The sequence below is a fragment of the Pseudomonas sp. Tof1 genome, assembly GCF_055390395.1.
Genome location: NZ_AP024344.1, coordinates 1,704,874 through 1,731,151, shown reverse-complemented (window position 1 = coordinate 1,731,151; position 26,278 = coordinate 1,704,874). Strand labels below are relative to the sequence as shown.

Annotated in this window: 21 protein-coding genes; 8 read left to right on the top strand and 13 right to left on the bottom strand. The window is 63.8% G+C overall.

Features of this window, described 5'->3' with window-relative positions:
- Positions 1-72: 72 nt before the first annotated feature.
- Positions 73-672, bottom strand: coding sequence for an FMN-dependent NADH-azoreductase (locus tag ACZ5KU_RS07995; protein ID WP_464737013.1), 600 nt, complete (start codon positions 670-672; stop codon positions 73-75).
- A gap of 147 nt (positions 673-819) precedes the next feature.
- The gene (locus ACZ5KU_RS07990; protein ID WP_054058317.1) at positions 820-1,134 is read right to left on the bottom strand and encodes a hypothetical protein; all 315 of its coding nucleotides are present in this window, start codon (positions 1,132-1,134) and stop codon (positions 820-822) included.
- Between the two features lie 49 nt (positions 1,135-1,183).
- Between ACZ5KU_RS07990 and ACZ5KU_RS07985 the strand changes: the two genes are divergently transcribed.
- The 4 genes from ACZ5KU_RS07985 (at position 1,184) to ACZ5KU_RS07970 (ending at position 5,412) form a co-directional block, all read left to right on the top strand.
- Positions 1,184-2,107, top strand: coding sequence for a LysR family transcriptional regulator (locus tag ACZ5KU_RS07985; protein ID WP_054064042.1), 924 nt, complete (start codon positions 1,184-1,186; stop codon positions 2,105-2,107).
- Positions 2,108-2,121: 14 nt separating this feature from the next.
- Positions 2,122-2,925 (top strand): alpha/beta fold hydrolase, encoded by an 804-nt coding sequence (locus ACZ5KU_RS07980; protein WP_054058318.1) that lies wholly within the window; start codon positions 2,122-2,124, stop codon positions 2,923-2,925.
- Between the two features lie 3 nt (positions 2,926-2,928).
- Complete coding sequence (locus ACZ5KU_RS07975; protein WP_054064041.1) at positions 2,929-3,495, top strand: peptidylprolyl isomerase; 567 nt, start codon at positions 2,929-2,931, stop codon at positions 3,493-3,495.
- A gap of 84 nt (positions 3,496-3,579) precedes the next feature.
- Entirely contained in the window at positions 3,580-5,412 is a 1,833-nt protein-coding gene (locus tag ACZ5KU_RS07970; RefSeq protein ID WP_054058320.1) for an ABC transporter ATP-binding protein, read from the top strand.
- Between the two features lie 15 nt (positions 5,413-5,427).
- Here ACZ5KU_RS07970 and ACZ5KU_RS07965 read toward each other — a convergent pair whose 3' ends face one another.
- The 5 genes from ACZ5KU_RS07965 to aceK all read right to left on the bottom strand — a co-directional run bounded on the left by ACZ5KU_RS07965 (position 5,428) and on the right by aceK (position 15,625).
- Positions 5,428-6,552: a GNAT family N-acetyltransferase gene (locus ACZ5KU_RS07965; protein ID WP_054058321.1), complete on the bottom strand. Its 1,125-nt coding sequence runs from the start codon at positions 6,550-6,552 to the stop codon at positions 5,428-5,430.
- A gap of 381 nt (positions 6,553-6,933) precedes the next feature.
- Positions 6,934-8,301: an OprD family porin gene (locus tag ACZ5KU_RS07960; RefSeq protein WP_054058322.1), complete on the bottom strand. Its 1,368-nt coding sequence runs from the start codon at positions 8,299-8,301 to the stop codon at positions 6,934-6,936.
- 284 nt (positions 8,302-8,585) lie between these two features.
- Positions 8,586-9,707, bottom strand: a complete 1,122-nt coding sequence (locus tag ACZ5KU_RS07955) for a beta-ketoacyl-ACP synthase III (protein ID WP_464737012.1) — start codon at positions 9,705-9,707, stop codon at positions 8,586-8,588.
- A 200-nt stretch (positions 9,708-9,907) separates the two neighbouring features.
- Entirely contained in the window at positions 9,908-13,819 is a 3,912-nt protein-coding gene (gene hrpA / locus ACZ5KU_RS07950; protein WP_054058324.1) for an ATP-dependent RNA helicase HrpA, read from the bottom strand.
- 84 nt (positions 13,820-13,903) lie between these two features.
- Complete coding sequence (gene aceK / locus ACZ5KU_RS07945) at positions 13,904-15,625, bottom strand: bifunctional isocitrate dehydrogenase kinase/phosphatase (RefSeq protein WP_464737011.1); 1,722 nt, start codon at positions 15,623-15,625, stop codon at positions 13,904-13,906.
- A gap of 144 nt (positions 15,626-15,769) precedes the next feature.
- Here aceK and ACZ5KU_RS07940 point away from each other — a divergent pair, with 144 nt between their 5' ends.
- The gene (locus tag ACZ5KU_RS07940; protein WP_464737010.1) at positions 15,770-16,678 is read left to right on the top strand and encodes a DMT family transporter; all 909 of its coding nucleotides are present in this window, start codon (positions 15,770-15,772) and stop codon (positions 16,676-16,678) included.
- Between the two features lie 158 nt (positions 16,679-16,836).
- Here the strand turns inward: ACZ5KU_RS07940 and ACZ5KU_RS07935 are convergent, their stop codons facing one another.
- The 3 genes from ACZ5KU_RS07935 to cysK form a co-directional block, all read right to left on the bottom strand.
- Positions 16,837-17,700, bottom strand: coding sequence for a DMT family transporter (locus ACZ5KU_RS07935; protein WP_464737009.1), 864 nt, complete (start codon positions 17,698-17,700; stop codon positions 16,837-16,839).
- A 361-nt stretch (positions 17,701-18,061) separates the two neighbouring features.
- Positions 18,062-19,000, bottom strand: a complete 939-nt coding sequence (locus ACZ5KU_RS07930; protein WP_054058327.1) for an aspartyl/asparaginyl beta-hydroxylase domain-containing protein — start codon at positions 18,998-19,000, stop codon at positions 18,062-18,064.
- A gap of 256 nt (positions 19,001-19,256) precedes the next feature.
- A complete protein-coding gene (cysK, locus tag ACZ5KU_RS07925) occupies positions 19,257-20,231 on the bottom strand; it encodes a cysteine synthase A (protein ID WP_464737008.1) in 975 nt (324 codons plus the stop codon).
- A 126-nt stretch (positions 20,232-20,357) separates the two neighbouring features.
- Here cysK and ACZ5KU_RS07920 point away from each other — a divergent pair, with 126 nt between their 5' ends.
- From ACZ5KU_RS07920 to ACZ5KU_RS07910, 3 genes are all read left to right on the top strand, one after another.
- Positions 20,358-21,437, top strand: a complete 1,080-nt coding sequence (locus ACZ5KU_RS07920; protein WP_054058338.1) for a DUF748 domain-containing protein — start codon at positions 20,358-20,360, stop codon at positions 21,435-21,437.
- 151 nt (positions 21,438-21,588) lie between these two features.
- Complete coding sequence (locus ACZ5KU_RS07915) at positions 21,589-22,434, top strand: AAA family ATPase (protein ID WP_054058329.1); 846 nt, start codon at positions 21,589-21,591, stop codon at positions 22,432-22,434.
- Between the two features lie 20 nt (positions 22,435-22,454).
- Entirely contained in the window at positions 22,455-23,633 is a 1,179-nt protein-coding gene (locus tag ACZ5KU_RS07910) for a vWA domain-containing protein (protein WP_054058330.1), read from the top strand.
- A gap of 124 nt (positions 23,634-23,757) precedes the next feature.
- On the opposite strand, the gene ACZ5KU_RS07905 is transcribed toward ACZ5KU_RS07910, so the two are convergent.
- From ACZ5KU_RS07905 to ACZ5KU_RS07895, 3 genes are read right to left on the bottom strand one after another with little or no spacing between them, the layout of a single operon-like run.
- Positions 23,758-24,675: a 5-oxoprolinase subunit C family protein gene (locus ACZ5KU_RS07905; RefSeq protein ID WP_464737007.1), complete on the bottom strand. Its 918-nt coding sequence runs from the start codon at positions 24,673-24,675 to the stop codon at positions 23,758-23,760.
- Positions 24,672-25,376: a 5-oxoprolinase subunit B family protein gene (locus tag ACZ5KU_RS07900; protein ID WP_464737394.1), complete on the bottom strand. Its 705-nt coding sequence runs from the start codon at positions 25,374-25,376 to the stop codon at positions 24,672-24,674. Before ACZ5KU_RS07900 ends, ACZ5KU_RS07905 begins: the two co-directional genes overlap by 4 nt.
- An 11-nt stretch (positions 25,377-25,387) precedes the next feature.
- Positions 25,388-26,140: a 5-oxoprolinase subunit PxpA gene (locus ACZ5KU_RS07895; RefSeq protein ID WP_464737006.1), complete on the bottom strand. Its 753-nt coding sequence runs from the start codon at positions 26,138-26,140 to the stop codon at positions 25,388-25,390.
- Positions 26,141-26,278 lie beyond the last annotated feature (138 nt).

Genomic DNA, 26,278 nt, shown 5'->3' with positions numbered 1-26,278 from the left:
AACAACATGAAGGGGCTGTTTGATGAACTTGCAGACAGTTAACCCCTTCGCGATTAGCTGAAGATTAAGACCTCAGGCAATCTGGGCCAGACGGGCTTTCGCCTGGTTCAGGCCCTTCTCGTGGAGGTCGCTGCCCATGTTCAGGCCTTCGGCATGGATGAAGTCCACGTCATGGATGCCGATGAAGGCCAGCACCTGGCGCAGGTAGGGTTCCTGATGATCGTGGGTGCCACCGGCATACAGCCCGCCACGGGCGGTCAGCACGTAGGCTTGCTTGCCGGTCAGCAGGCCCTGAGGGCCGGTTTCGGTGTACTTGAAGGTCACGCCGGCACGCAGCACGTGGTCCAGCCAGGCCTTGAGGGTGCTGGGGATGGCGAAGTTGTACATCGGCGCGGCCAGCACCAGCACGTCGGCGGCCAGCAGTTCGTCGGTCAGTTCGTTGGAGCGCTCCAGAGACGCCTGTTCTATCGCATTGCGCTGTTCCTGCGGCTTCATCCAGCCACCCAGCAGGTTGATGTCCAGATGCGGCACCGGGTTCTGCGCCAAGTCCCGTACAGTGATTTCGTCGGCGGGATGCGCGGCTTTCCACTGGCTGATGAATTGCTGGGTCAGTTGACGGGAAACCGAGTCTTGCTGGCGGGCGCTGCTTTCGATGATCAGTACGCGGGACATGGGAAGTGCTCCATCGGTGAAGGCGTTAAGTCGATGGAGCAAAGATTAAACAGGACTATATCGATTAAAAAGCGGAAAAATCTGCTTCAATCTATCTATAAATTTGTTAATAGAAAGCGCATGCTTGTCGGTAACCCGCCCGTGCTTTCATTTCGCCGTGCAGCTGAGGTTCATTCGCAGCCGGATGATCTTGCGGTTGAACTTGGCGGTGACGTTCACGGTTTTCCCGGCCGATACCTCCACCTGGCGGGTCTTCGGCGCCTCGGGACCGTTGATGAAGACCACCTTGCACACCGCATCGGTCTTGCCGTAGTTGTTCAACTGGAGGGAGCCGATGTCCTGGTCGGTGTCATGGGCCGTGTAGTCGATGCTCAGGCCATTGAGCTGTTTCTCGACATCGATCGGGTAGGCAAGGGCACTGACCGGCAGCAGGGCCAGCAATACGCAACAGAACTTTCTCATTCGACGGTCTCCAATGTGGACCGCCAGCTTAGGACAAGAGGAACCCAACTTGAAAGCGCCCCGCGTGACCCTCGATCAATGGCGAACGTTGCAGGCCGTGGTCGATCACGGAGGCTTCGCCCAGGCGGCCGAAGCCCTGCACCGCTCGCAGTCGTCCGTCAGCTACACCGTGGCCCGCATGCAGGATCAGCTCGGCGTGCCGCTGCTGCGCATCGACGGGCGCAAGGCGGTGCTGACCGAAGCCGGCGAGGTGCTGTTGCGGCGCTCGCGGCAACTGGTCAAGCAGGCCAGCCAGCTCGAGGACCTGGCACACCACATGGAGCAGGGTTGGGAGGCCGAGGTTCGCCTGGTGGTCGACGCCGCCTACCCCAACGCCCGGCTGGTGCGGGCGCTGACCGCGTTCATGCCGCAGAGCCGCGGTTGCCGGGTGCGTCTGCGCGAGGAGGTGCTGTCAGGGGTCGAGGAGGTGCTGCTTGAAGGCGTCGCCGACCTGGCCATCAGCAGCTTCAATATCCCCGGCTACCTGGGTACCGAAATGAGCGCGGTGGAGTTCGTTGCCGTCGCCCATCCGGAGCACGCCCTGCACCGCCTGCAACGGCAACTGACCTTCCAGGACCTGGAAAGCCAGCTGCAGGTGGTGATCCGCGACTCCGGGCGCCAGCAGCCACGGGACGTCGGCTGGCTCGGCGCCGAACAGCGCTGGACCGTCGGCAGCCTGGCCACCGCCGCCACCTTCGTCGGCAATGGCCTGGGCTTCGCCTGGCTGCCGCGCCATCTGATCGAGCGGGAAATCCGCGAAGGGCTGCTCAAGCAACTACCCTTGGATCAGGGCGGCAGCCGCCACCCGACGTTCTTCCTGTACTCGAACAAGGACAAACCCCTGGGGCCGGCCACGCAGATTCTCGTCGAGCTGCTGCGCACTTTCGACACCGCGCCGCTGGACGCACCGTTCGCCGCGCCCCTGCAAGCCTGACAGGACGTTGACCGATGGCCTATTTCGAACACGACGGTTGCCTGCTGCACTACGAAGAGCATGGCCAGGGTACTCCGGTGCTGCTGGTCCACGGCCTGGGCTCCAGCGGCCAGGACTGGGAACTGCAGGTGCCGGTACTGGCCGAGCACTACCGGGTGATCGTCGTCGACATCCGTGGCCACGGCCGCTCCGACAAGCCGCGCCAGCGCTACAGCATCGCCGGCTTCACCGCCGACGTGGTGGCGTTGATCGAGCACCTGGAGCTGGGCCCGACACACCTGGTGGGCCTGTCGATGGGCGGCATGATCGGTTTCCAGCTGGCGGTCGACCGCCCCCGGCTGCTGCGCAGCCTGTGCGTGGTCAACAGCGCCCCGGAGGTCAAGGTACGCAGCGCCAACGACTACTGGCAGTGGGCCAAGCGCTGGAGCCTGGCGCGCCTGCTGAGCCTCAACAGCATCGGCAGGGCCCTCGGCTCCATGCTGTTCCCCAAGCCGGAACAGGCCGAACTGCGCCGCAAGATGACCGAGCGCTGGGCCAGCAATGACAAGCGCGCCTATCTCGCCAGCTTCGACGCCATCGTCGGTTGGGGCGTGCAGGAACGACTGTCGGCGATTACCTGTCCAACCCTGATCGTCAGCGCCGACCGGGACTACACGCCGGTCTCGCTCAAGCAAAGCTATGTCAAACTTATTCCCGATGCCCGACTGGTAGTCATCGCCGACTCCCGTCACGCTACCCCACTGGACCAACCCCAGGTCTTCAACCGGACCCTGCTCGAGTTTCTGAGCGCAGTCGAAACCACCACCCAGGATCACTGAACCATGCTGAAAAAAATCGCCCTGTTCACCGGCTCCGTCCTGTTCGCCGCCAACCTGATGGCCGCCACCGAGGCGACCAAGGCGCCTCACGTGCAACTGGTGACCACCAACGGCACCATCGAAATCGAACTGGACCCGGTCAAGGCGCCGATCAGTACCAAGAACTTCCTGTCCTATGTGGACAGCGGGTTCTACAACAACACCATCTTCCACCGGGTGATTCCGGGCTTCATGGCCCAGGGCGGCGGTTTCACCGCGCAGATGGTGCAGAAACCGACCCAGGCGCCGATCCGCAACGAAGCCAGCAACGGCCTGCACAACGTGCGTGGCACCCTGGCGATGGCGCGGACCTCGGACCCGAACTCGGCCACCAGCCAGTTCTTCATCAACGTCAAGGACAATGACTTCCTCGACCCGGGCCGCGACGCCGGCTACGCGGTGTTCGGCAAGGTGGTCAAGGGCATGGAGGTGGTCGACATCATCGTCAACTCGCCGACCGCCAACAAGCAGGGCATGTCCGACGTGCCGGTGGACCCGGTGTACATCAAGTCGGCCAAGCGCATCGACTAACGGCAGCAGCCGGCCGCGGGCAGGAAGCCCCGGCCGGCGCGGCTTCACCTCCAAGGAGAGCCCGATCGACGGGCATCAGACCCCATGCTCTATCGTCGCTTTGAACAACTGATCGACATCTTCCGCGACGCTCCCACCGCCGCGCCTCCGAACAAGGTCCTGCCCTTCTACCTGTATTACCTGCGCCAGGTCTGGCCGAGCTTCGTCGCCCTGCTGATCGTCGGGCTGTTCGCCGCCCTGATCGAAGTGGCCCTGTTCAGCTACCTGAGCCGGATCATCGACCTGGCCCAGGGCACGCCCAATACCGAGTTCTTCTCGGTGCACGGCGGCGAGCTGCTGTGGATGCTGGTGGTCGCGCTGGTGCTGCGGCCGATCTTCTTCGGCCTGCACGACCTGCTGGTGCACCAGACCATCAGCCCGGGCATGACCAGCCTGATCCGCTGGCAGAACCACAGCTACGTGCTGCGCCAGAGCCTGAATTTCTTCCAGAACGATTTCGCCGGGCGCATCGCCCAGCGCATCATGCAGACCGGCAACTCGCTGCGCGACTCCGCCGTGCAGGCGGTCGATGCGCTGTGGCACGTGCTGATCTACGTGATCAGTGCGCTGGTGCTGTTCGTCGAAGCCGACTGGCGCCTGATGATCCCGCTGCTGCTGTGGCTCGCCGGCTACTGCGGTGCGCTCTACTACTTCGTGCCGCGGGTCAAGCAGCGCTCGGTGGAGTCCTCCGACGCGCGCTCCAAGCTGATGGGGCGGATCGTCGACGGCTACACCAACATCACCACCCTGAAGCTGTTCGCCCACACCCATTTCGAGCAGCAGTACGCCCGCGAGGCGCTGGTGGAGCAGACCGAGAAGACCCAACTGGCATCACGGGTGGTCACCAGCATGGACGTCGCCATCACCAGCATGAACGGCCTGCTGATCGTCACCACCACCGGCCTGGCGCTGTGGCTGTGGACGCAGTCGCTGGTGTCGGTCGGCGCCATCGCCCTGACCACCGGCCTGGTGATCCGGATCGTCAACATGTCCGGCTGGATCATGTGGGTGGTCAACGGCATCTTCGAGAACATCGGCATGGTCCAGGACGGCCTGCAGACCATCGCCCAGCCCATCACCGTCACCGACCGCGAACAGGCGCCACGCCTGGCGGTGAGCCGTGGCGAGGTGCGTTTCGAACATGTCGATTTCCACTACGGCAAGCGCAGCGGAGTGATCTCGGACCTCAACCTGACCATTCGCCCGGGCGAGAAGATCGGCCTGATCGGCCCTTCCGGGGCCGGCAAGTCGACCCTGGTCAACCTGCTGCTGCGCCTGTATGACCTACAGGGCGGGCGCATCCTGGTGGACGGCCAGGACATCGCCCAGGTCGCCCAGGAAAGCCTGCGCGAGCACATCGGCATGATTACCCAGGACACCTCGCTGCTGCACCGCTCGATTCGCGACAACCTGCTCTACGGCAGGCCGGATGCCAGCGATGCGCAACTCTACGAGGCGGTGCTCAAGGCCCGGGCCGACGAGTTCATTCCACTGCTCTCGGATGCCGAGGGGCGAACCGGCTTCGATGCCCATGTCGGCGAGCGCGGGGTGAAACTCTCCGGCGGCCAGCGCCAGCGCATCGCCATTGCCCGGGTACTGCTTAAGAACGCGCCGATCCTGATCATGGACGAAGCGACCTCGGCGCTGGACTCGGAAGTGGAAGCGGCGATCCAGGAAAGCCTGGAAACACTGATGGAAGGCAAGACGGTGATCGCCATCGCCCACCGCCTGTCGACCATCGCCCGCATGGACCGCCTGGTGGTACTGGAGCATGGGCGCATTGCCGAAACCGGCAGCCATGCCGAGCTCTTGGCGCGCGGCGGCCTGTATGCGCGCCTGTGGCAGCACCAGACCGGTGGCTTCGTCGGGATCGACTGAGCGTGCCCTCGAGGGTCAGGCCTGCCGGTAAGGCAGCGCCGCCCTCGCCTGCTCGGCATATTCCAGGATGCCGACCCGCTCCCGTTCGAGGAAATCCGCCACCGCCGCCTTGAGGCCGGGGTGGCGCAGGTAGTGCCAGGAGTGGGTGATCACCGGTTCGAAGCCGCGAATCAGCTTGTGCTCGCCCTGGGCTCCGGCATCGAAGCGTTTCAGGCCCTGGGCGATGGCGTAGTCCATGCCCTGGTAGAAACAGGTCTCGAAGTGCAGGCGGTCGAACTCCGCCAGGCAACCCCAGTAGCGCCCGTAGAAGCTGTCGCCGCCGATCAGGCTGAAGGCCATGGCCACCGGCCGCCCTCCCTGATGGGCCATGACCACCCGGATCGCCTCCGGCATGCGTTCGGCCAGCAGGCTGAAGAACGCCCGCGTCAGGTATGGCGCCTGGCGCCGCACCGCGTAGGTGTTGGCGTAGCAGGCGTAGACGAAGTCCCATTGCGCCTGCGTCAACGCCCTGCCCTCCAGCCACTCGAACTCGAAACCCTGGGCCAACACCTGCTCGCGTTCCTTGCGCATCTGCTTGCGTTTGCGTGAGCTCAAGGCGTCGAGGAAATCCTGAAAATCCCGGTAGTCGCGGTTCTGCCAGTGGTACTGGCAACCCAGGCGCTGCAGCCAGCCCGGTTGCCCGGCCAGGGCGGCATCGGCCAGGGCGTCGGTGAAGTTGATGTGAGCGCTGGACAGTTCCTCGATCTCCAGATAGCCCGGCAACGCCGACAGCAACTCGACACCGTCCTCGGCGCTGGCCGCCAGCAGCCGTGGGCCGCCGACCGGGCTGAACGGCACGGCGGTGAGCAGCTTGGGGTAGTAGGCGATACCGGCACGCTGGCAGGCGTCGGCCCAGGCATGGTCGAACACGTACTCGCCGTAGGAGTGCCACTTGCGATAGCTGGGCAACGCGGCGATCAGCCGCCCCTGCTCGATATGCAGCAGATGCTCCGGCTGCCAGCCGGAACGCTCGCCGAGGCTGCCGCTGTCCTCCAGGGCGCTGAGGAAGGCGTGACGCAGGAAGGGTTGCCCCGACGGCACCAGCGCATCCCAATCCTCGGGCGCGATCTCGGCAAGGCTTTGCAGGCGTTGTAGCGGCATCGATATCCCCAGGGCAGGTGCATTCGCCGGGGCAGTATCGCGCAGGGAGAGGAGATTAAAAACTATTTCATTGGACTGGGGACGGGCGTGGGAACACCATGGTGCAACGAGTTCAGACAGACGTTGCAGAGATGATTTGCGGATGATGGGCTAACGGGACTTGTAGCGATTGTGGGGGGCCTCTTCGCGGGTAAGCCCTGCTCCTACAGGGCAGCGCCGTGGGCAGGACTCGTGCAAGACGCGACTCTGTAGGAGCAGGGCTTGTCGGGGCGCCGAACCGCCGCGAAGACGTCCGTAATGACAGCGCAAAAGGCAAAAAAACGCCCCGCCGGCAGTGTGCCGAGCAGGGCGTGAAGTGAAAAAGAGCTTACACAACAGTGCTTACAGCAGTGGAATCGAGTAGCTGACGATCAGGCGGTTTTCGTCCTGGGTGCTGGAAGCCACGGCCGAGTTGGTACGCCACATGGCGTTTTTCCAGGCAAAGCCCAGGTTCTTGAAGGTGCCTTGCGGGATCACGTAGGCCAGGCTGATGTCACGCTCCCACTCGCTCTGGTCACCCGCGGCGTTCTGGATGTTGTCGCCGTGCAGGTAGGTCACGCCGGCGGTCAGGCCAGGTACGCCAACCTTGGCGAAGTCATAGGCGTAGCGAGCCTGCCAGGTACGCTCGCCGGCACGGGCGAACTTCTGGATCTGGGCGTCGGTGATGGTGCTGTTGGACGAACCGTCACCCTGGTTCAGCCAAGGGAAGTCGCTGTCACCCTTGGTGTACTGGTAGCCGGCACCGAAGGTATGACCTTCGATCGAGTACAGGGCCAGGTAGCTGTACAGGTCGTTGTCGACCTTGCCCTTGGTACGGCTGTTGGCTGGCTTGTCATCGTAGTAGCCCGTGGTGAAGTAGGCGCTGGTATCACCATTGGCACCGTTGTCACGGCTGCGGTAGTAGCGCAGGTCGCTCTTGAGTACGCCAGGGCCGATTGCCCAGTTGTGCACCAGGCCCAGGAAGTTCTGCGAGTAGAAGTCCTTCAGCTCGCCGTGGTAGAACGAAGCGGTCAGGTCCTTGGTGATCTTGTAGTCGGCACCACCGTAGTAGAACTTGTTGCTGCGACGGCCGCTCGAGGTCGGGCTGTTGGCACCGGCGAGGGACAGGCCTTCGTCGTTGCTGGAGTTACGGCCCTTGGCCGCTTCCACCTGGCCAGCGACCAGGGTCAGGTCCTTGATTTCGTTCGACTTCAGCTCGCCACCGGTGAAGGTCTGCGGCAGCAGGCGACCGTCGTTGTACTTGATGACCGGGTTGTTCGGCATCAGGGTACCGACTTTCAGTTCGGTCTGCGAAACGCGCACCTTGCCAGTCACGCCCAGGCTGCCGAAATCGTTGACGGCCTTGGCGTTCTTGCCATCGGTGGATTCGGCCGGGAACATGGTGGTGCCGTAGGAAGTGGTGGTGGCGCCGTTGGTGCCACGACCGGAATCCAGGCGAATACCTTCCAGAGCGATCACATCCAGACCGAAACCGACGGTGCCCTGGGTGTAGCCGGAGTTGAAACGCAGGTCGAAGCCCTGGCCCCATTCCGACACCAGGCTCTGGGCCGGCTTGCCGCTGCGGTTGTCGGTGTTGATGTAGTAGTTACGCAGACCCAGGGTCGACGTAGCACCTTCGATGAAACCTTTGGCGTCAGCCTGGCTCTCGGCAAATGCTTGTTGGGACAAAACCCCTACGGCCACTGCCAGGGCCAAGGTGCACTTGTTCATTGTTTCGCTCCTCTGGATTCAAACGCTTCGGGTCTTTTTTGCGACGTCCGCTGTCATCGTGCGGGGGCACGGCTGTTGCCGGGGACTGACCCGCTTTGTTGGGAGGGAATCTTGGCGTGGGGTTATTTCAGGACCGTTGCCTTTATATAAAGCTTTTATGACAGCGGAACTTTTTCGAGCCGACAGAAAAAAGCGCAAAGCCCCGTTTTACGGGGCTTTGCGCTTTCAGTAGTGGCTTTTTGAGACTATCGCGACGCTGTCTTTTTCCACATGCCGCCGCTCGATCAGCGCTTGCGCAGAATCACGCTGCCGATCGAATAGCCGGCACCGAACGAACTGAGCACCGCCAGGGAACCGGCCGCCAGATCGTCCTGGTTCTTGTGGAACGAGATCACGGAGCCGGCCGAACTGGTGTTGGCGTAGGTGTCGAGGATCACCGGGGCTTCCTCTGCGGTGGCGTCGCGACCCAGCAGTTTCTTGACGATCAGATGGTTCATGCTGAGGTTGGCCTGGTGCAGCCAGAAACGCTTCACGTCGCCGACATTCAGCTGGTTCTCCTGCAAGTGCTCGCTGATCAGTTCCGCCACCATCGGGCAGACATCCCGGAACACCTTGCGCCCTTCCTGGACGAACAGCTTGTCGCGGGCGTCGATCCCCTCTTCTCCCGCGCGGTTGAGGAAGCCGAAGTTGTTGCGGATGTTGTTGGAGAACTGGGTCAGCAGCTTGGTGCTGACGATATCGAACTGGTGGGCCGAGGTGGCCAGGTCCGCCCGTTCGATGATCACCGCCGTCGCCGCATCGCCGAAGATGAAGTGGCTGTCGCGGTCGCGGAAGTTCAGGTGGCCGGTGCAGATCTCCGGGTTGACCATCAGGATCGCCCGGGCCTGGCCCAGTTGCACGCTGTTGCAGGCGTTCTGGATGCCGAAGGTCGCCGAGGAACAGGCGACGTTCATGTCGAAACCGAACCCCTGGATACCGAGGGCTTCCTGGACCTCGATGGCAATCGCCGGATAGGCGCGCTGCAGGTTGGAGCAGGCGACGATCACCCCGTCGATGTCCGCGGCGGTCCTGCCGGCCCGTTGCAGGGCCTGTTCGGCGGCGGCCACGGACATCTGGCAGAGGATCGACCACTCGTCATTGCTGCGCTCGGGCAGGCGCGGCTTCATGCGCTGCGGATCGAGAATGCCGTCCTTGTCCATGACGAAGCGGCTCTTGATGCCCGAGGCCTTTTCGATGAAGGCGGCGCTGGACTCGGTCAAGGCCTGAACCTCGCCGCGCTCGATGGCCGCCGCATTTTCTTCATTGAACTGTTGTACATACGTATTGAAAGAGTGCACCAGCTCTTCGTTGGAAATGCTGTTGGCCGGGGTGTACAGGCCGGTGCCGCTGATGACGACGTTATGCACGGTCGTTCCTCTATGTTCTGTTCAGGCAGAAGGCATTGGTACAGTCGTACCAACATGTAAAAAGGCCAACCCCTGACAAAGGGGATGACGCCGGGTGGTTTTCTTGCGGCTCAATCGCTGAACCGGGCATTTATCCGCGAAGTGTGCCATAAACACGGGAGTTTGGCCCATTGTGAAGATCAATGGGCCTTTGCCCATGGTCAGGCTTCCACTTGACTCCACTGCTTGTTCAGGCGCTTGTCCGAGATCGGTGCCCGGGTCCCCAACTGCTGGGCGAACAGCGAGACCCGGTACTCCTCCAGCCACCAGCGATACAGTTCCAGTTGCGGGTCGCGCTTGCCTTCCTGGGCATGCTTGGCCGCGCGGGCCTGGTACTGGCTCCACAGGCCGCCCAGCTCGGTACTCCAGACCCGATCCTTCTGCACCTGGGCCGGCAGCTTCTCCAGGCGCAACTCGATCGCCTTGAGATAGCGCGGCAATTCCTTCAGCCAGAGCCCCGGCGTTTCCCGGACGAACCCGGCGTAGACCAGGTGGCTCAGTTGCTGCTTGATATCGTTGAGCGCCACCGCCTGGGCCAGGTCGATCTTGCCCTTGAAGCGCTTCTGCAGGCCGTGCCAGAGCTTGAGGATCTCCAGGGTCAGGCGTGCCAGGCGCTCGGCATGCTCGGTCCAGTGGCCGCGCTTGCGCTCGGCCAGGGACGCCAGGCCGGCACCGTCGCGGGGCAGCGGGTCTTCACCGTCGAGGATGCAACTGTCGAGGCTGGCCAACAGGATGTCTTCCACCAGCGCTTCGACACGACCCAGCTCGCGATACAGCAGGCCCAGCTCGGTCAGGCCCGGCAGCTTGCCGCGCAGGAACTTCGCCGACTCGGCCAGTTGCTGCAGCAACAGCCGCTGCAACGCCCGACGATGCTGGAACTCGGCTTCGGCCGGGGTGGAGAAGCGCCCTTCCTTGACCGTACCCGCCTCTTCCACCAGTGCCGGATAGACCGTCATCGACAGGCCGGCGATCTTCTGCTGGGTGGTCTCGGCGACAGCGGCGAAACCCTTGGCTTCCACCGGCTGCTGGCTTTTCGCGGTTTGCGGCACGGCCAGCGCCGCCTGGCTGGCCTGGGCGAAGCGCGCGGTCAGTTCCGCCAGGTCACGGCCTTCGCCGAGGAACTTGCCCTGGGCGTCGACCACTTCGAGGTTCATCTTCAGGTGGCTTTCCACCTGCTGCGCCGCTTCGGCCCAGGCCTCGTCGCTGACCCGCGCGCCAGTCATGCGCAGCAGCTCACGCCCCAGCGCCTGGGGCAGCGAACCCTCGGCGAAGTCGATGCGTTGCAGCGCCGCCTTGACGAAGTCCGGCACCGGCACGAAGTTCTTGCGCAGGGCCTTGGGCAGGTTGCGTACCAGGGCGATGCACTTGGCCTCGATCAGGCCCGGCACCAGCCACTCCAGGCGCTCGGCGGGCAACATCGGCAACAGCGGCGCCGGCACGCGCAGGGTCACACCGTCGCGGGGGTGGTTGGGTTCGAAGTGATAGCTCAGCGCCAGGGTCAGATCGCCCAGATGCAGGGTGTCCGGGTACTGCGCGGCGGTGACTTCACTGGCCTCGCGGGCCAGCACGTCTTCTTCGCGCATGATCAGCAGTTGCGGATTCTTCTGGCTGTGGACACGGTACCAGCTGTCGAAGGTCGCGGTCTGGTGGATCTCCGCCGGCAGGCGCGCGTCGTAGAAGGCGAACAGGGTTTCCTCGTCGGCGAGGATGTCGCGCCGACGGGCCTTGGCCTCCAGTTCATCGAGCTGTTCGAGCAGGCGGGTGTTGGCACCCAGGCACTTGGCCCTGGACTGGATTTCGCCGCGCACCAGCGCCTCGCGGATGAACAGTTCGCGCGAAACCACCGGGTCGACCGGGCCGAAATGCACCGGCCGCCGGCCGACCACGATCAGGCCGAATAGGGTGATCTGCTCGAAGGCCACTACCTGGCCGCGCTTCTTCTCCCAGTGGGGTTCGAAGTGGTTCTTCTTGATCAGGTGCCCGGCCAGCGGCTCGATCCAGTCCGGCTCGATCTTGGCGACCATGCGCGCATAGAGCTTGGTGGTTTCCACCAGTTCGGCGGTCATCAGCCACTGCGGCCGCTTGCGGCCCAGGCCCGAGGACGGGTGGACCCAGAAGCGCCGCTGGCGCGCGCCGAGGTAGTCGCCTTCCTCGGTCTTCTGGCCGATCTGGCTCAACAGGCCGGACAGCACCGCCTTGTGCAGCTTGGGATAGTCGGCCGGCTCCTTGTTGATCGCCAGTTGCAGGTCGCGGCAGATCAGCGCCAGCTGTCGGTGGGAGTCACGCCATTCGCGCATGCGCAGGTAATTGAGGAAGTTCTTCCGGCACCAGTTGCGCAAGGCACTCGCCCCGAGGGCCTGGCGCTGCTCCTCGAAACCGCGCCAGACGTTGATCAGCCCGGCGAAGTCCGAATCGGCGTCCTTCCACTGCGCGTGGGCCTGGTCGGCGGCCTGCTGGCGCTCGGGCGGGCGCTCGCGCGGGTCCTGCACCGACATGGCGCTGGCGACGATCAGCACTTCCTGCAGGCTGCCGAGTTTGGCCGCCTCCAGCAGCATGCGGCCCATGCGCGGGTCCACCGGCAGGCGCGCCAACTGGCGGCCGAGCGGGGTCAGCTGGTTGTCGCGGGTAACCGCCGAGAGTTCCTGCAGCAGGTTGAAGCCGTCGCTGATGGCCTTGCCGTCCGGCGGCTCGATGAACGGGAACGCGGTGATCTCGCCCAGGCGCAGGTGCAGCATCTGCAGGATCACCGCCGCCAGGTTGGTGCGCAGGATTTCCGGATCGGTGAACTCCGGCCGGCCGTTGAAATCCTCTTCGCTGTACAGGCGTACGCAGATCCCCGGTTCGACGCGCCCACAACGGCCCTTGCGCTGGTTGGCGCTGGCCTGGGAGATCGCCTCGACCGGCAGGCGCTGGACCTTGGCGCGGTAGCTGTAGCGGCTGATACGCGCGGTGCCGCTGTCGATCACGTAGCGGATGCCCGGTACGGTCAGCGAGGTTTCCGCGACGTTGGTCGCCAGCACGACCCGACGCCCCGCGTGGGACTGGAAGATCCGCTGCTGCTCGGCCGGTGTCAGCCGCGCGTATAAAGGAAGAATCTCGGTGTGCTTGAGCTGGGCCTTGCGCAGCATCTCGGCGGCATCGCGGATCTCGCGTTCGCCGGGCAAAAACACCAGCACGTCGCCGGGGCTCTTGCGCTCATGGCGCTCATGGGCGGCGATCTCGTCGAGGGTGGCGAGGATCGCCTGATCGACGGTGAGGTCGTCCTCGACCCGGTTGCCTTCCTCGTCCTGCTCGGAAGTCATCGGCCGGTACCAGGTCTCCACCGGGAAGGTGCGCCCCGACACCTCGACGATCGGTGCATCGTTGAAGTGCTTCGAAAAACGCTCCAGGTCGATGGTCGCCGAGGTGATGATCACCTTGAGATCCGGGCGCCGCGGCAGCAGGGTCTTGAGGTAGCCGAGCAGGAAGTCGATGTTCAGGCTGCGCTCGTGGGCTTCGTCGACGATGATCGTGTCGTAGCGTTCGAGGTAGCGATCGTTCTGGGTTTCCGCCAGCAGGATACCGTCGGTCATCAGCTTGACCAGGGTGTTGGAATCGCTCTGGTCCTCGAACCGCACCTGGTAGCCGACCAGGCTGCCCAGCGGTGTCGCCAGTTCCTCGGCGACCCGGCTCGCCACGCTGCGCGCAGCGATACGCCGCGGCTGGGTATGACCGATCAGGCCATGCTGGCCGCGGCCGATTTCTAGGCAGATCTTCGGCAACTGGGTGGTCTTGCCCGAGCCGGTCTCGCCGGCGATGACCAGTACCTGGTGCTTGAGCAGCGCCGCCTTGATCTCGTCGCGCTTGGCGGCGATGGGCAGGCTGTCGTCGTAGCGAATCGTCGGCACGCTCTGGCGCCGCGCCGTGACCAGGGCGCAGGAAGCCTGCATTCTCTCGACCCACTGAGCCAGCCTGGCTTCATCGGGTTTCTTGCGCAGGTCGAGCAACTGCCGCCGCAGGCGGTGGCGGTCGGCGATCATGGCAAGGTCGAGGTTTTTCAGCAGTTGGTCGATAGTGGGCGATTCGTCGGTCATCGGCTCGGCAAGGGTCGTCTATGTAGGCAGGGGCGGATTGTCGCAGATTTGCCCCTCTCTGTGGCGAGCCCGCCTTGGCCAAGCCTACTCGTTGTCCAGTGCCCGCCGCCGATACGGGAACACGTCGATGACCTTGCCGGCGAGAATCGCTTCCTGCAGCCCCTTCCAGTAATCGGCGTCGTACAGCTCGCCGTGCAACTGGGCGAACAGCCGGCGCTGGCCGATATCGGCGAACAGGAAGGGCGGGAACTCCTCGGGGAATACGTCCAGCGGACCGATGGAGTACCAGGGCTCGGAGGCCATTTCGTCCTCCGGGGTGCGCGGCGGCGGGATATGGCGAAAGTTGGCTTCGGTGAGGAAGCAGATTTCATCGTAGTCATAGAACACCACCCGGCCATGGCGGGTGACCCCGAAGTTCTTCAGCAGCATGTCGCCGGGGAAGATGTTCGCCGCCGCCAGTTGCTTGATCGCCAGGCCATAGTCATCCAGCGCCTCGCGCACCTGGGATTCGTTGGCGTTGTCGAGGTAGAGGTTCAGCGGGGTCATGCGCCGCTCGGTCCAGCAGTGGCGGATCAGCACCGTCTCGCCCTCGACCTGCACGGTGGACGGCGCCACCTCCAGCAACTCCTCGAGGCAGGCCGGATCGAACTTGCCCAGGGGGAAACGGAAGTCGGCGAACTCCTGGGTATCGGCCATGCGCCCGACCCGGTCGACGCTCTTCACCAGCCGGTACTTCTCGATCACCGTGGCCCGGTCGACGTTCTTCGAGGGCGAGAAGCGGTCCTTGATGATCTTGAACACCGTGTTGAAGCCCGGCAGGGTGAACACGCTCATGACCATGCCACGCACCCCGGGCGCCATGATGAAACGGTCGTCGGTGTTGGCCAGGTGGTCGATCAGCGCCCGGTAGAACTCCGACTTGCCGTGCTTGTAGAAACCGATCGAGGTGTACAGCTCGGCCACGTGCTTGCCCGGCAGGATGCGCTTGAGAAAACCGACGAACTCCGCCGGCACCGGCACATCGACCATGAAATAGGAACGGGTGAAGGAGAAGATGATCGACACCTCGGCCTCGTCGGTGATCAAGGCATCGATACGGATCCCGCGGCCCTCGCGGTGCAGGAACGGGATCACCAGCGGCCACTGCTCGTCGTGAGTGTAGATGCGCCCCACCAGGTAGGCGCCCTTGTTGCGATAGAGCACCGAGGAAAACAGCTCGACGCTCAGTTCCGGGTCCTTGCACACCCAGTCCGGCAGGCTTTCGCGCAGTTGCGCTTCGAGGCGCCGCAGGTCGCCGGACAGGTCGGCGTAATCCTCGCTGAAGCGATAGTCGGTGAAGATCCGTTCGAGCATGCCCGACAGTTCGCCCTGCGGGCGATAGATCCGCGTCTGCGCCGCCCGCGCGCGCCGCAGGGACGGCCGGGTGGTGTGGATGAACATGCAGCCGTCGCTGATCAGGTCGTGACTGAACAGGCTGCAGAAGGCCGAGTTGTACCAGGTTTCCGCCAGTTCATCGTCGAAGCGCACATCGATCAGGCTGATATAGGCGCTTTTCACCAGCGGCCAGATGCCCACATCGAGCAACGACTCGGCCTCGAACCCGGCCCGCAACCGGGCATTGACCTCGGCGACCTTCTCTTCGTAAAGATTGATCCGCGCCGCCGATGCCGCCTGCGCCTCCTGCCAGCGTGCGCCCTCGAAGCGGGTACGGGCGCCATCGGTGATCTGGCGAAAATGCTCGCGATAGTTATCGAAGCCATCAAGGATCGTACGGGCGATATCGGCGGCCGGCCATTGCTGCGGCATAGTCAAACCTCTGCGGGATTTTTCGTTCGTTGTTCTGGTCGCGAGCCCGTTGAGCTTAGAAGCCTGTCATCGTGTTGTGCAACCTTGCCCTGAACGTAACATCCCGACACACTTGCTCGCCCTAGCCTGCCAAGGAAGCCCACCGTGAATCCCGCCGATATCGTCCGCATGTTCAGCCTGGCTGCCGTCTGGGGCGCCAGCTTCCTGTTCATGCGCATCATTGCCCCTGTGCTGGGTGCGTTTCCCACTGCGTTCTTTCGTGTCTCGATCGCGGCTGTCGGCCTGCTGGCGATGCTCGCGCTGATGCGCGTGAAATGGGACTTCAAGGGCAAGTTCAAGATCTGCCTGCTGCTCGGGGTGATCAACTCGGGGCTGCCGGCGACCCTGTATTCGGTGGCGGCCAAGGTGCTGCCGGCCGGCTACTCGTCGATCTTCAACGCCACCACGCCGTTGATGGGGGTGCTGATCGGCGGCCTGTTCTTCCACGAAAAGCTCACGCTGAACAAGCTGCTGGGGATTTTCCTCGGGCTGTTCGGTGTGGCGGTGCTGACCCGGGCCGGCCCGGTGACCTTCGACCTCGACCTGCTACTGGGTGCGGGCGCCTGCCTGCTCGCCACCACCAGCTATGGCTTCGCCGGCTTCCTGACCCGGCGCTGGCTCGACCATCAGGGCGGGCTCGACCCACGGCTGTCGGCCCTGGGCAGCATGTTCGGTGCGACGCTGGTGATCCTGCCGTTCTTCGCCGCCAGCGCCATCAGCCACCCGCCGGCAAGCTGGGGCGGCCTTGAAGTCTGGGGTGCGCTGCTGGGGCTCGGCCTGATCTGCACGGCGTTCGCCTACATCGTGTATTTCAAGCTGCTGAGCAATATCGGGCCGGTGAAATCGATGACCGTGACCTTCATGATCCCGGCATTCGGAGTGTTGTGGGGGGCATTGTTTCTCGATGAGCCGCTGTCGATGGCGCATCTGTACGGCGGGGTATTGATCGCGGTGGCGTTGTGGCTGGTGTTGAAGCCGGCGGTGGCGAAAGCCGGCGCCGTGGCGCAGCGGTAACGCTGTAGGAAATTTGAGGGCCCATTCGCGGGCAAGCCCGGCTCCTACAGATTGTGGATCGCACGGAGCGACGCCATCCTGTAGGAGCAGGGCTTGCCCGCGAATGCTCCGGAACAGGCACAACAGCACCAGGCTGCCGTACCCGTTCCAGAGACGCATCAACCCGCCTTGCGGAACACGAATACCAGGCCGACGATGATCAACCCCATCCCGAGCATGCTCAGCAACGCCAGCCGGTTACCGAAGATCAGGTAATCCATGACCGCCGTCACCGCCGGCACCAGGTAGAACAGGCTGGTGACATTCACCAGATTGCCCCGGGCGATCAGCCGGTACAGCAACAACGTCGCCAGCACCGACACCACCAGCCCCATCCACAGCACCGGAATGATGAAGCCACTGCCGGTCTCGACATGAAACGGCTGGAACGGCACGAACACTCCGCACAACAGCAGCCCGGCCAGGTACTGCACCGGCAGCGTGCCGAGGGGATTGTCGGTGATGCGCTTCTGCATGATCGAACCGAAGGTCATGCTCGCCAGCGCCAGCAGGCCGAAGAGCATCCCGGCCAGCGACATGCCCGCCAGGCCGATGCCCTGGTAGACCACCAGGATCAGCCCCGCCAGCCCCAACCCGAGACCGAATATCCGGCTCCAGGAGCGCTGGCGCTCCATCAGCACCGCCGTGAGGATCGGCTGCACGCCCATGATCGTCGCCATGACGCCCGGCGTGACCTTCAGGTCCAGCGCCAGCAGATAGAAGATCTGGTAGGCGCCGAGCAACACCAGCCCCGTCGCCGCGGCATAACGCAGCGGCTTGCCGCCTTTGGGCAACTTGAACTTGAGCAGCGGGACCAGCAACAGCAGGCCCAGCAGGGCAATGGAAAAACGCACCAGCAGAAAGGCGAACGGCGAGGCATGGGCCAGGCCCCACTTGGAGAAGATCGCCCCGCTGCTCCAGAGCAGCACGAACAGACTCGTCGAAGCCGCCGCAGTCGCGGATTGCTTTGAAATGACCAACATGGATACCACCTGTGATTCAGGCAAATGCCAACTCAGCTGTGAAGCTGAAGATTCAGTAGGTTTTTTTCAGGCGGGCAGGCAGGAGAACAGCAACGCTGGCTGATCAGCCCCGAATGCCAACGACGCCTGGCGGTGATACGACGGCGCACACCGGCGTGCTACTGACAGGTGGTGGGTAATGACTGATCTGCAGCGGTTGCAGGCTTCCGCACGGCACTACGCCAGCGTTGAGCGCTGGAACGACGACCGCGTTGAGGGAGGAAGCTGGCATAGGCAGATCTTCAGTGAGGGGAAACGACGGTGAATCAGGCGATGCACCGAGCGCTGACTATAACCAGCGCTCGCCACCTATTGCAATAGATCAGCCGAACAGCCAGTAGCCGAGGGCCCAGGCCACCAGGACCGCCAGCACCGGACGCATCACGCGGTAGGCCTTGGGATGCTTGCGCTTCCACTGCTTGACCACGCTGCTGAAGTTGTCGCTGAAGCGCTTGCTCCAGGCATAGGCCTGGTTGATCCCGCCCACGCGCTCGTCATCGACGTTCTGCGGTGCGGTGGCACGGCCCAGGAAGGCGCTGACCGAACGGTTGATCGAGGTCATCAGGCGGTTGCTCAACGGCCGTTCGACGTCGCAGAACAGGATGACCCGGGTCTGCTCGGTTTCGTTCTTGACCCAGTGCACGTAGGTCTCGTCGAACATCACGTCTTCACCGTCACGCCAGGCGTAGACCTGGCCATCGACGAAAATCCGGCAATCGTCGGAGTTCGGCGTCGACAGGCCCAGGTGATAACGCAGCGAACCGGCGAACGGATCGCGGTGCGGGTTCAGGTGGCTGCCGCCGGGCAGCAGGGCGAACATCGCGCCCTTGACGTTGGGGATGCGGCTGACCAGCTCGACGGTCTTCGGGCAGAGCATTTCGGCCGACGGCAGCGGCTTGTCATACCATTTGAGGTAGAAACGCTTCCAACCCTTCTTGAAGAACGAACCGAAGCCGGCGTCGTTGTTCTTCTCGGCGGCCCGGATGTAGCCCTCGTCGAACAGGTGCATGGCTTCCTCGCGGATCACCTGCCAGTTGTCCTTGAGCACATCCAGCTCGGGGAACTTGCTGCGGTCCAGGTACGGTCTGGACGGCACTGCGGAAAACAGGTACATCAGGGCGTTATACGGAGCGAACAGCGCCGAATGGTTGACGAACTGGCGCAATACCGGCAAACGCGCCTTGCCCCGCAGATGCACGTAGAGCGTACTGCCCACGAACAGCAGCAACACGGCGGCCTTGGCGGCGAAGGAAAAGGTCATTCAGCACTCCTTGAAAATGGGCGACGTCCGGGTAGGAAAAATCCACGAGACGTGGCAGCCGGCCATGATAAACATTACCGACCGCCGGAAAAACCCGCGCAACTCAACAATCAGCGTTAAGAACTGCGCAACAAAGCGTTAATTAGCATAAGGCGCCTGAAGGCGGACTGATGCAGGTCAGGTCAATCCATGATCGCCCACAGGCCGGCCAACCGGAAGCCGGCCTGTGGGAAAAAGGCCGGCGCCGACACGCCTGTTACTGCTGGTTTTCCTGCTCGGTGAACAGGTCGCTGAAGAGCATGCTAGACAGGTAGCGCTCGCCGGAGTCCGGCAGCACCACGACGATGGTCTTGCCCTGCATCTCCGGGGTTTCCGCCAGGCGCACGGCCACCGCCATCGCCGCGCCACAGGAGATGCCACAGAGGATGCCCTCCTCCTGCATCAGCCGCAGGGCCATGGCCTTGGACTCCTCGTCGGTCACCAGCTCGACCCGGTCGACCATCGACAGGTCGAGGTTCTTCGGCACGAAACCGGCACCGATGCCCTGGATCTTGTGCGGCGACGGCTTGACCTCCTGCCCGGCCAGGGTCTGGGTGATCACCGGCGACGTCACCGGTTCCACCGCCACCGAGAGGATCGGCTTGCCCTGGGTCTGCTTGATGTAGCGCGAAACGCCGCTGATGGTGCCGCCGGTGCCGACGCCAGCCACCAGCACGTCGACCGCGCCATCGGTGTCGTTCCAGATTTCCGGACCGGTGGTCTTTTCGTGGATCGCCGGGTTGGCCGGGTTGTCGAACTGCGCCGGCATGAAGTACCGGGCCGGATCGCTGTTGACGATTTCACCGGCCTTCTCGATAGCGCCTTTCATGCCCTTGGCCGGCTCGGTCAGCACCAGTTCGGCCCCCAGGGCCTTGAGCACCTTGCGCCGCTCGATGCTCATGGACGCCGGCATGGTCAGCAGCAGCTTGTAACCGCGGGCGGCGGCGACGAAGGCCAGGCCGATGCCGGTGTTGCCGGAGGTCGGCTCGACGATGGTCATGCCCGGCTTGAGGCGGCCGCTGCTTTCGGCGTCCCAGATCATGTTCGCGCCGATCCGGCACTTCACCGAATACCCCGGGTTGCGCCCTTCGATCTTGGCCAGGATGGTTACGCCGCGGGGGGCGATGCGGTTGATCTGAACCAGGGGCGTATTACCGATGGAATGGGCGTTGTCGGCAAAAATACGGCTCATGACAGGTCCTATGTTCATTTGAGAATTAGCCCACAAGGGTATGCCCGAGGTGACGGGCGTCCAGTCATGCGAACGTCTCGCGTTGCCGGGGGTCCATCGCCTATGGACAGTCTGCGGGGCACGTCGATGAAACGTCGTTACAGTTGGCCGTTGTGGGGCCTGGCAATTGTTGTTCTGCTGGTGGTGGCGGTGAACCTGGCCCTGCCCTACCTGGTACGCAACTACCTGAATGAAAAGCTCGCCGACATGGGCGACTACCGCGGCCAGGTGACGGATGTCGACCTGGCCCTGTGGCGCGGCGCCTACCGGATCAACGGGCTGGAAATCGTCAAGGTCGCCGGCAAGGTGCCAGTGCCGTTCCTCAAGGCGCCGCTGATCGACCTGTCGGTGAGCTGGAAAGCCCTCTGGGAAAACCATGCGGTGGTGGCCGAGGTGCAGTTCGTCGAACCGGAACTGAACTTCGTCGACGGCGGCGCGAACAATCGCCAGGCCTCGCAGACCGGTCAGGGCACCGACTGGCGCGCCCAACTGGGCAAACTGCTGCCGATCACCCTCAACGAGGTGCGCATCGACAACGGGCGCATCACCTTCCGCAACTTCAACTCCCAGCCACCGGTCAACCTGCAGGCCACCCAGGTCAATGCCAGCCTCTACAACCTGACCAACATCGTCGACCTCAAGGGCCATCGCGATGCGCGTTTCGAAGGCAAGGCCCTGCTGCTCGGCCACGCGCCCCTGGAAACCACCGCCACCTTCGATCCGCTGAGCAACTTCGAGGATTTCGAATTCCGCCTGCGGGCCACCGGCATCGAGCTGCGCAAGGTCAACGACTTCGCCGCGGCCTACGGCAAGTTCGACTTCAACGGCGGCAGCGGCGACGTGGTGATCGAGGCCCAGGCCGACAAGGGCCGGCTCACCGGCTATATCAAGCCGTTGCTGCACGATGTCGAAGTGTTCGACTGGCAGCAGGACGTCGAGAACCAGGACAAGAGCCTGCTGCGCTCGGTCTGGGAAGCCATCGTCGGCGCCGGCGAGACCCTGCTGAAAAACCAGAAGAAGAACCAGTTCGCCACCCGCGTCGAACTCAGCGGCAGCGTCCACCAGCAGGATATCAGCGCGTTCGCCGCCTTTTTGCAGATATTGCGCAACGGTTTCATCCAGGCCTTCAATGCCCGCTACGAGCAGCCCAAGCCCGGCACCGGCTGACGGGCCTGACCAGGTCAGGATGTGACGCTCCATTCAGAGACTGAATAAGCCGTCTGCGTTCACACTCGACCGGACACCGCGTTATAGTCGGAACATGGAATTTCCCCCGCCGCCCGCTGCCGGGCCGGCGCTACCGTTCGAGGAAGCATAGATGAAGTTCGAAGGCACCCAGGCCTACGTCGCCACCGCTGACCTGAAGCTGGCCGTCAACGCCGCCATTACCCTGGAGCGTCCACTGCTGGTCAAGGGCGAGCCCGGCACCGGCAAGACCATGCTCGCCGAGCAACTGGCCGAGTCCTTCGGCGCCAAGCTGATCACCTGGCACATCAAGTCCACCACCAAGGCGCACCAGGGCCTCTACGAGTACGACGCGGTGAGCCGCCTGCGCGATTCGCAACTGGGCGTGGACAAGGTCCACGATGTGCGCAACTACCTGAAGAAGGGCAAGCTCTGGGAGGCCTTCGAGTCCGAGGAGCGGGTGATCCTGCTGATCGACGAGATCGACAAGGCCGATATCGAGTTCCCCAACGACCTGTTGCAGGAACTCGACAAGATGGAGTTCTACGTCTACGAGATCGATGAAACCATCAAGGCCAGGCAGCGCCCGATCATCATCATTACCTCCAACAACGAAAAGGAACTGCCGGACGCCTTCCTGCGCCGCTGCTTCTTCCACTACATCGCCTTCCCGGACCGCGAAACCCTGCAGAAGATCGTCGACGTCCACTACCCGGACATCAAGAAAGACCTGGTCAGCGAAGCCCTCGACGTGTTCTTCGATGTACGCAAGGTGCCGGGCCTGAAGAAAAAGCCGTCGACCTCCGAGCTGGTGGACTGGCTGAAGCTGCTGATGGCCGACAACATCGGCGAGGCGGTGCTGCGCGAGCGCGATCCGACCAAGGCCATCCCGCCGCTGGCCGGTGCGCTGGTCAAGAACGAGCAGGATGTCCAGCTACTGGAACGCCTGGCCTTCATGAGCCGTCGCGGCAGCCGTTAAACCATTGAAGGGCAATAGCCATGCTGCTCAACCTGTTCAATGAAATGCGCGCGGCCAAGGTGCCGGTGTCGGTGCGCGAGCTGCTCGACCTGATCAACGCGCTGAAACAGCGCGTGACCTTCGCCGACATGGACGAGTTCTACTACCTGGCGCGGGCGATCCTGGTCAAGGACGAACGGCATTTCGACAAGTTCGACCGGGCCTTCGGCGCCTACTTCAACGGCCTGGAAAAGCTCGACGACCACCTGCAGGCGCTGATCCCCGAGGATTGGCTGCGCAAGGAGTTCGAGCGCTCGCTGAGCGACGAGGAACGCGCGCAGATCCAGTCCCTCGGCGGCCTGGACAAGCTGATCGAGGAGTTCAAGAAACGCCTGGAGGAACAGAAGGAACGCCATGCCGGCGGCAACAAGTGGATCGGTACCGGCGGCACCAGCCCGTTCGGCTCGGGCGGTTTCAACCCGGAAGGCATTCGCGTCGGCGATGCCGGCAAGCGCCAGGGCAAGGCGGTCAAGGTCTGGGACCAGCGCGAATACAAGAACCTCGACGACCAGGTCGAACTCGGCACCCGCAACATCAAGGTGGCCTTGCGGCGCCTGCGCAAGTTCGCCCGCCAGGGCGCCGCGGAAGAGCTGGACATCGACGGCACCATCGACCATACCGCCCGTGACGCCGGTCTGCTGAACATCCGGATGCGGCCGGAGCGACGCAACACGGTCAAGCTGTTGCTGCTGTTCGATATCGGCGGTTCGATGGACGCCCACGTGAAGATCTGCGAGGAACTGTTCTCGGCCTGCAAGACCGAGTTCAAGCACCTGGAGTACTTCTACTTCCACAACTTCATCTACGAGTCGGTGTGGAAGAACAACCTGCGCCGCAGCTCGGAGCGTACCTCGACCCAGGACCTGCTGCACAAGTACGGCGCCGACTACAAGGTGGTGTTCGTCGGCGATGCGGCGATGGCGCCCTACGAGATCACCCAGGCCGGCGGCAGCGTCGAGCACTGGAACGAAGAGCCGGGCTACGTGTGGATGCAGCGCTTCATGGAGAAATACAAGAAGCTCATCTGGATCAACCCGTATCCGAAGGACACCTGGGGGTACACGTCTTCGACCAACATCGTGCGCGACCTGATCGAGGACCAGATGTATCCGCTGACCCTGCGGGGCCTGGAAGAAGGGATGCGGTTTCTGTCCAAGTGAGGTGAAATCGCTTGATGGCCTATTCGCGGGCAAGCCAAGCCCCTGCAGGGCGCAGACGTTCATCGGACTTGTGAACGATCAACACCCTGTAGAAGCGTGGCTTGCCCGCGAAGCTTTTGGGGCCTCAGGCAAACCGGCTGATGAACTCGATGTGCTGCCGGTGCGCCGACTCCTGCACCGTCGGTACCAGTCGCACCCCACTGCCCGGCAGGCACTGCGCCAACCGCGCCAGCGACAATGGCGTCAAGGCGCCCAGGCGCGGATAACCGCCGATGGTCTGCCGATCGTTGAGCAGCACGATCGGCTGCCCATCCGGCGGAACCTGGATCGCCCCCAGCGGTATCCCCTCGGAAATCATCGGCCGCCCCTGGTACTTCAACTCCGCCCCGAGCAGGCGGATCCCCATGCGGTCGCCGCGGCTGTCGAGGGTCCAGGGACTGTTGAACGCATCGAACAGGCTCTGCCCGCTGAATTCGCCGATCTGCGCACCGAGCACCACCTGCAGCGTGGCCTCGGCCTGGAAGTCGGGAACCTGCGCGGCCGGCACCGCCGCTGGCGTCACCGCTGTCCCGGCATAGCGCAGGCTATCGCCCTTGTGCAACGGCTGCCCCAGGCCATCCAGGCCACCCAGTTCCTCACGCGCCACACAGGCGCTGCTGCCCAGTACCTTCGGCGCGACGAAACCGCCGGGCGCCGCAAGATACGCCCGCGCGCCCAGCAGTGGCTGGGTAAATTGCAGGCGCTGCCCGGCCTCCAGGATAAAGCTGCGCCAGGGCGCCAGCGCCTGCCCGTCCACCTGGGCACCGAGATCGGCCCCGGCCAGGGCCAGACAGCAGGTTTCCTGCGCAACCACGGCAAATCCACCCAAGGTGATTTCCACCACCGGCGCATCCAGCGAGTTGCCCAGCAGCCGGTTGGCCCAGGCCATCGACACCCAGTCCAACGCCCCACCCTGGGTCACACCCAGATGACGCACACCGAACCGCCCACGGTCCTGCAACAGGCACAGCCGGGTGCTGACCTCGATCGACAGATGACTCATGCAAGGGCCTCCAAAGGCGTATCGTCGCCACCCAGGCGGATGAACTCGGCATGCTCGACCGCCGCAAAACGCACCGTATCGCCCGGCTGCATCAGGCTGTAGCCGTCCCGCTCACGGTCGAACAGCTTGCTCGGGGTACGCCCGATCAGGTTCCAGCCCCCCGGCGACACCACCGGATAGGCCGCGGTCTGGCGTTCGGCGATGCCGACGCTGCCCGCCGCCACCTTCTTGCGCGGGGTATCGAGCCGCGGCGCCGCCAACGGTTCGACCACCAGCCCCATGAAGGCGAACCCTGGCGCGAAGCCGAGGGCGAAGACCTGATACTCGCGCTCGCTGTGCTGGCGAATCACTTCGCTGACCGACCAACCGCTGCGCTCGGACAGCAGGCGCAGTTCCGGGCCGACGCTCAGGTCGTACCACACCGGCAGCACGTGGCACCGGCCTCCGGTCGAGGCATTGGGCTGCAGATCGCTCAACGCCTCGGCGATCAACTCCCGAGCCTGGCCCGGGCTCAGTCGGGTCAGGTCGTAATGCACCATCAGGGTGGTGTAGGACGGCACCAGGTCGACCAGATGTCCACCGAAGCCGGCCCGCAGGCGTTCACTGGCAGCGAGCATCCACGGCATGTTCTCTTCGGCGATCACGTCAAACAGACGCACCATCAGGCAATCGATCGCCACCACTTCGATACGCGGCTTCATCGGCGCCGCGCTCATGGGGTCGCCTGCCGGTCGAGGGCCTCGCGAATGCGCTGAACGGCCTCGACCGAACTGGCATTGTCGCCATGCACGCACAGGGTGTCGGCGTGCAGGCGCAGGGCACTGCCGTCGCTGGCGGTCAGGTCGTCGCCACGGGCAATGGTCAGGGCCTGCTCGATGATCCGCTGCGGCTCATGGTGCACGGCCCCCGGCAACTGCCGGGACACCAGACGACCTTCGGGGTCGTAGGCGCGATCGGCAAAGGCTTCGAACCACAGGGTCACGCCGAACTCGTCGGCCAGGGCCTGGGCCGCGCTGTTGTCGCGCATCGCCAGCAGCATCAGGGGCAGTTCGCGGTCGTAGGCGGCGATCGCCTGGACCACCGAACGCAGCTGCTGCGGGTTGGCCATCATGTCGTTGTACAGCGCGCCATGGGGTTTGACATAGCTGACCCGCGCGCCCTGGGCCCGGCAGATGCCGTCCAGTGCGCCGATCTGGTAATGCAGCAGGTCCTGGATTTCCTGGGGCGTGCAGGCCATGGAGCGGCGGCCGAAACCGACCAGGTCCGGATAGGCCGGATGGGCGCCGATCCGCACGTCATTGGACAGGGCCAGGCTGACGGTCTTGCGCATGATGCTCGGGTCGCCGGCGTGATAGCCGCAGGCGATGTTGGCACAGTCGATGAAGGGCATGACTTGCGCATCCAGACCCATGGTCCAGTTGCCGTAACTTTCACCGATATCGCAATTGAGTAGCAGGCGGCTCACGGTAGCTGCTCCTGTGGGCTGTGGGCATTGCCCTGGGGGTCGGCAATGCTTATGGTAATTCGTCGGCCTGGGCCATTCTCGAGGGTGCCCGCCCGGCGCGTCCAACTAATAAAAGCCGTTCCCAGACATAAGAAAAGT

Excerpts from the sequence above, each read along its gene's own strand:
- ACZ5KU_RS07995 (WP_464737013.1), bottom strand. The coding sequence starts at position 672 with ATGTCCCGCGTACTGATCATCGAAAGCAGCGCCCGCCAGCAAGACTCG.
- ACZ5KU_RS07990 (WP_054058317.1), bottom strand. The coding sequence starts at position 1,134 with ATGAGAAAGTTCTGTTGCGTATTGCTGGCCCTGCTGCCGGTCAGTGCC.
- ACZ5KU_RS07980 (WP_054058318.1), top strand. The coding sequence starts at position 2,122 with ATGGCCTATTTCGAACACGACGGTTGCCTGCTGCACTACGAAGAGCAT.
- ACZ5KU_RS07975 (WP_054064041.1), top strand. The coding sequence starts at position 2,929 with ATGCTGAAAAAAATCGCCCTGTTCACCGGCTCCGTCCTGTTCGCCGCC.
- ACZ5KU_RS07970 (WP_054058320.1), top strand. The coding sequence starts at position 3,580 with ATGCTCTATCGTCGCTTTGAACAACTGATCGACATCTTCCGCGACGCT.
- ACZ5KU_RS07965 (WP_054058321.1), bottom strand. The coding sequence starts at position 6,552 with ATGCCGCTACAACGCCTGCAAAGCCTTGCCGAGATCGCGCCCGAGGAT.
- ACZ5KU_RS07960 (WP_054058322.1), bottom strand. The coding sequence starts at position 8,301 with ATGAACAAGTGCACCTTGGCCCTGGCAGTGGCCGTAGGGGTTTTGTCC.
- hrpA (WP_054058324.1), bottom strand. The coding sequence starts at position 13,819 with ATGACCGACGAATCGCCCACTATCGACCAACTGCTGAAAAACCTCGAC.
- aceK (WP_464737011.1), bottom strand. The coding sequence starts at position 15,625 with ATGCCGCAGCAATGGCCGGCCGCCGATATCGCCCGTACGATCCTTGAT.
- ACZ5KU_RS07935 (WP_464737009.1), bottom strand. The coding sequence starts at position 17,700 with ATGTTGGTCATTTCAAAGCAATCCGCGACTGCGGCGGCTTCGACGAGT.
- ACZ5KU_RS07930 (WP_054058327.1), bottom strand. The coding sequence starts at position 19,000 with ATGACCTTTTCCTTCGCCGCCAAGGCCGCCGTGTTGCTGCTGTTCGTG.
- cysK (WP_464737008.1), bottom strand. The coding sequence starts at position 20,231 with ATGAGCCGTATTTTTGCCGACAACGCCCATTCCATCGGTAATACGCCC.
- ACZ5KU_RS07920 (WP_054058338.1), top strand. The coding sequence starts at position 20,358 with ATGAAACGTCGTTACAGTTGGCCGTTGTGGGGCCTGGCAATTGTTGTT.
- ACZ5KU_RS07915 (WP_054058329.1), top strand. The coding sequence starts at position 21,589 with ATGAAGTTCGAAGGCACCCAGGCCTACGTCGCCACCGCTGACCTGAAG.
- ACZ5KU_RS07910 (WP_054058330.1), top strand. The coding sequence starts at position 22,455 with ATGCTGCTCAACCTGTTCAATGAAATGCGCGCGGCCAAGGTGCCGGTG.
- ACZ5KU_RS07905 (WP_464737007.1), bottom strand. The coding sequence starts at position 24,675 with ATGAGTCATCTGTCGATCGAGGTCAGCACCCGGCTGTGCCTGTTGCAG.
- ACZ5KU_RS07900 (WP_464737394.1), bottom strand. The coding sequence starts at position 25,376 with ATGAAGCCGCGTATCGAAGTGGTGGCGATCGATTGCCTGATGGTGCGT.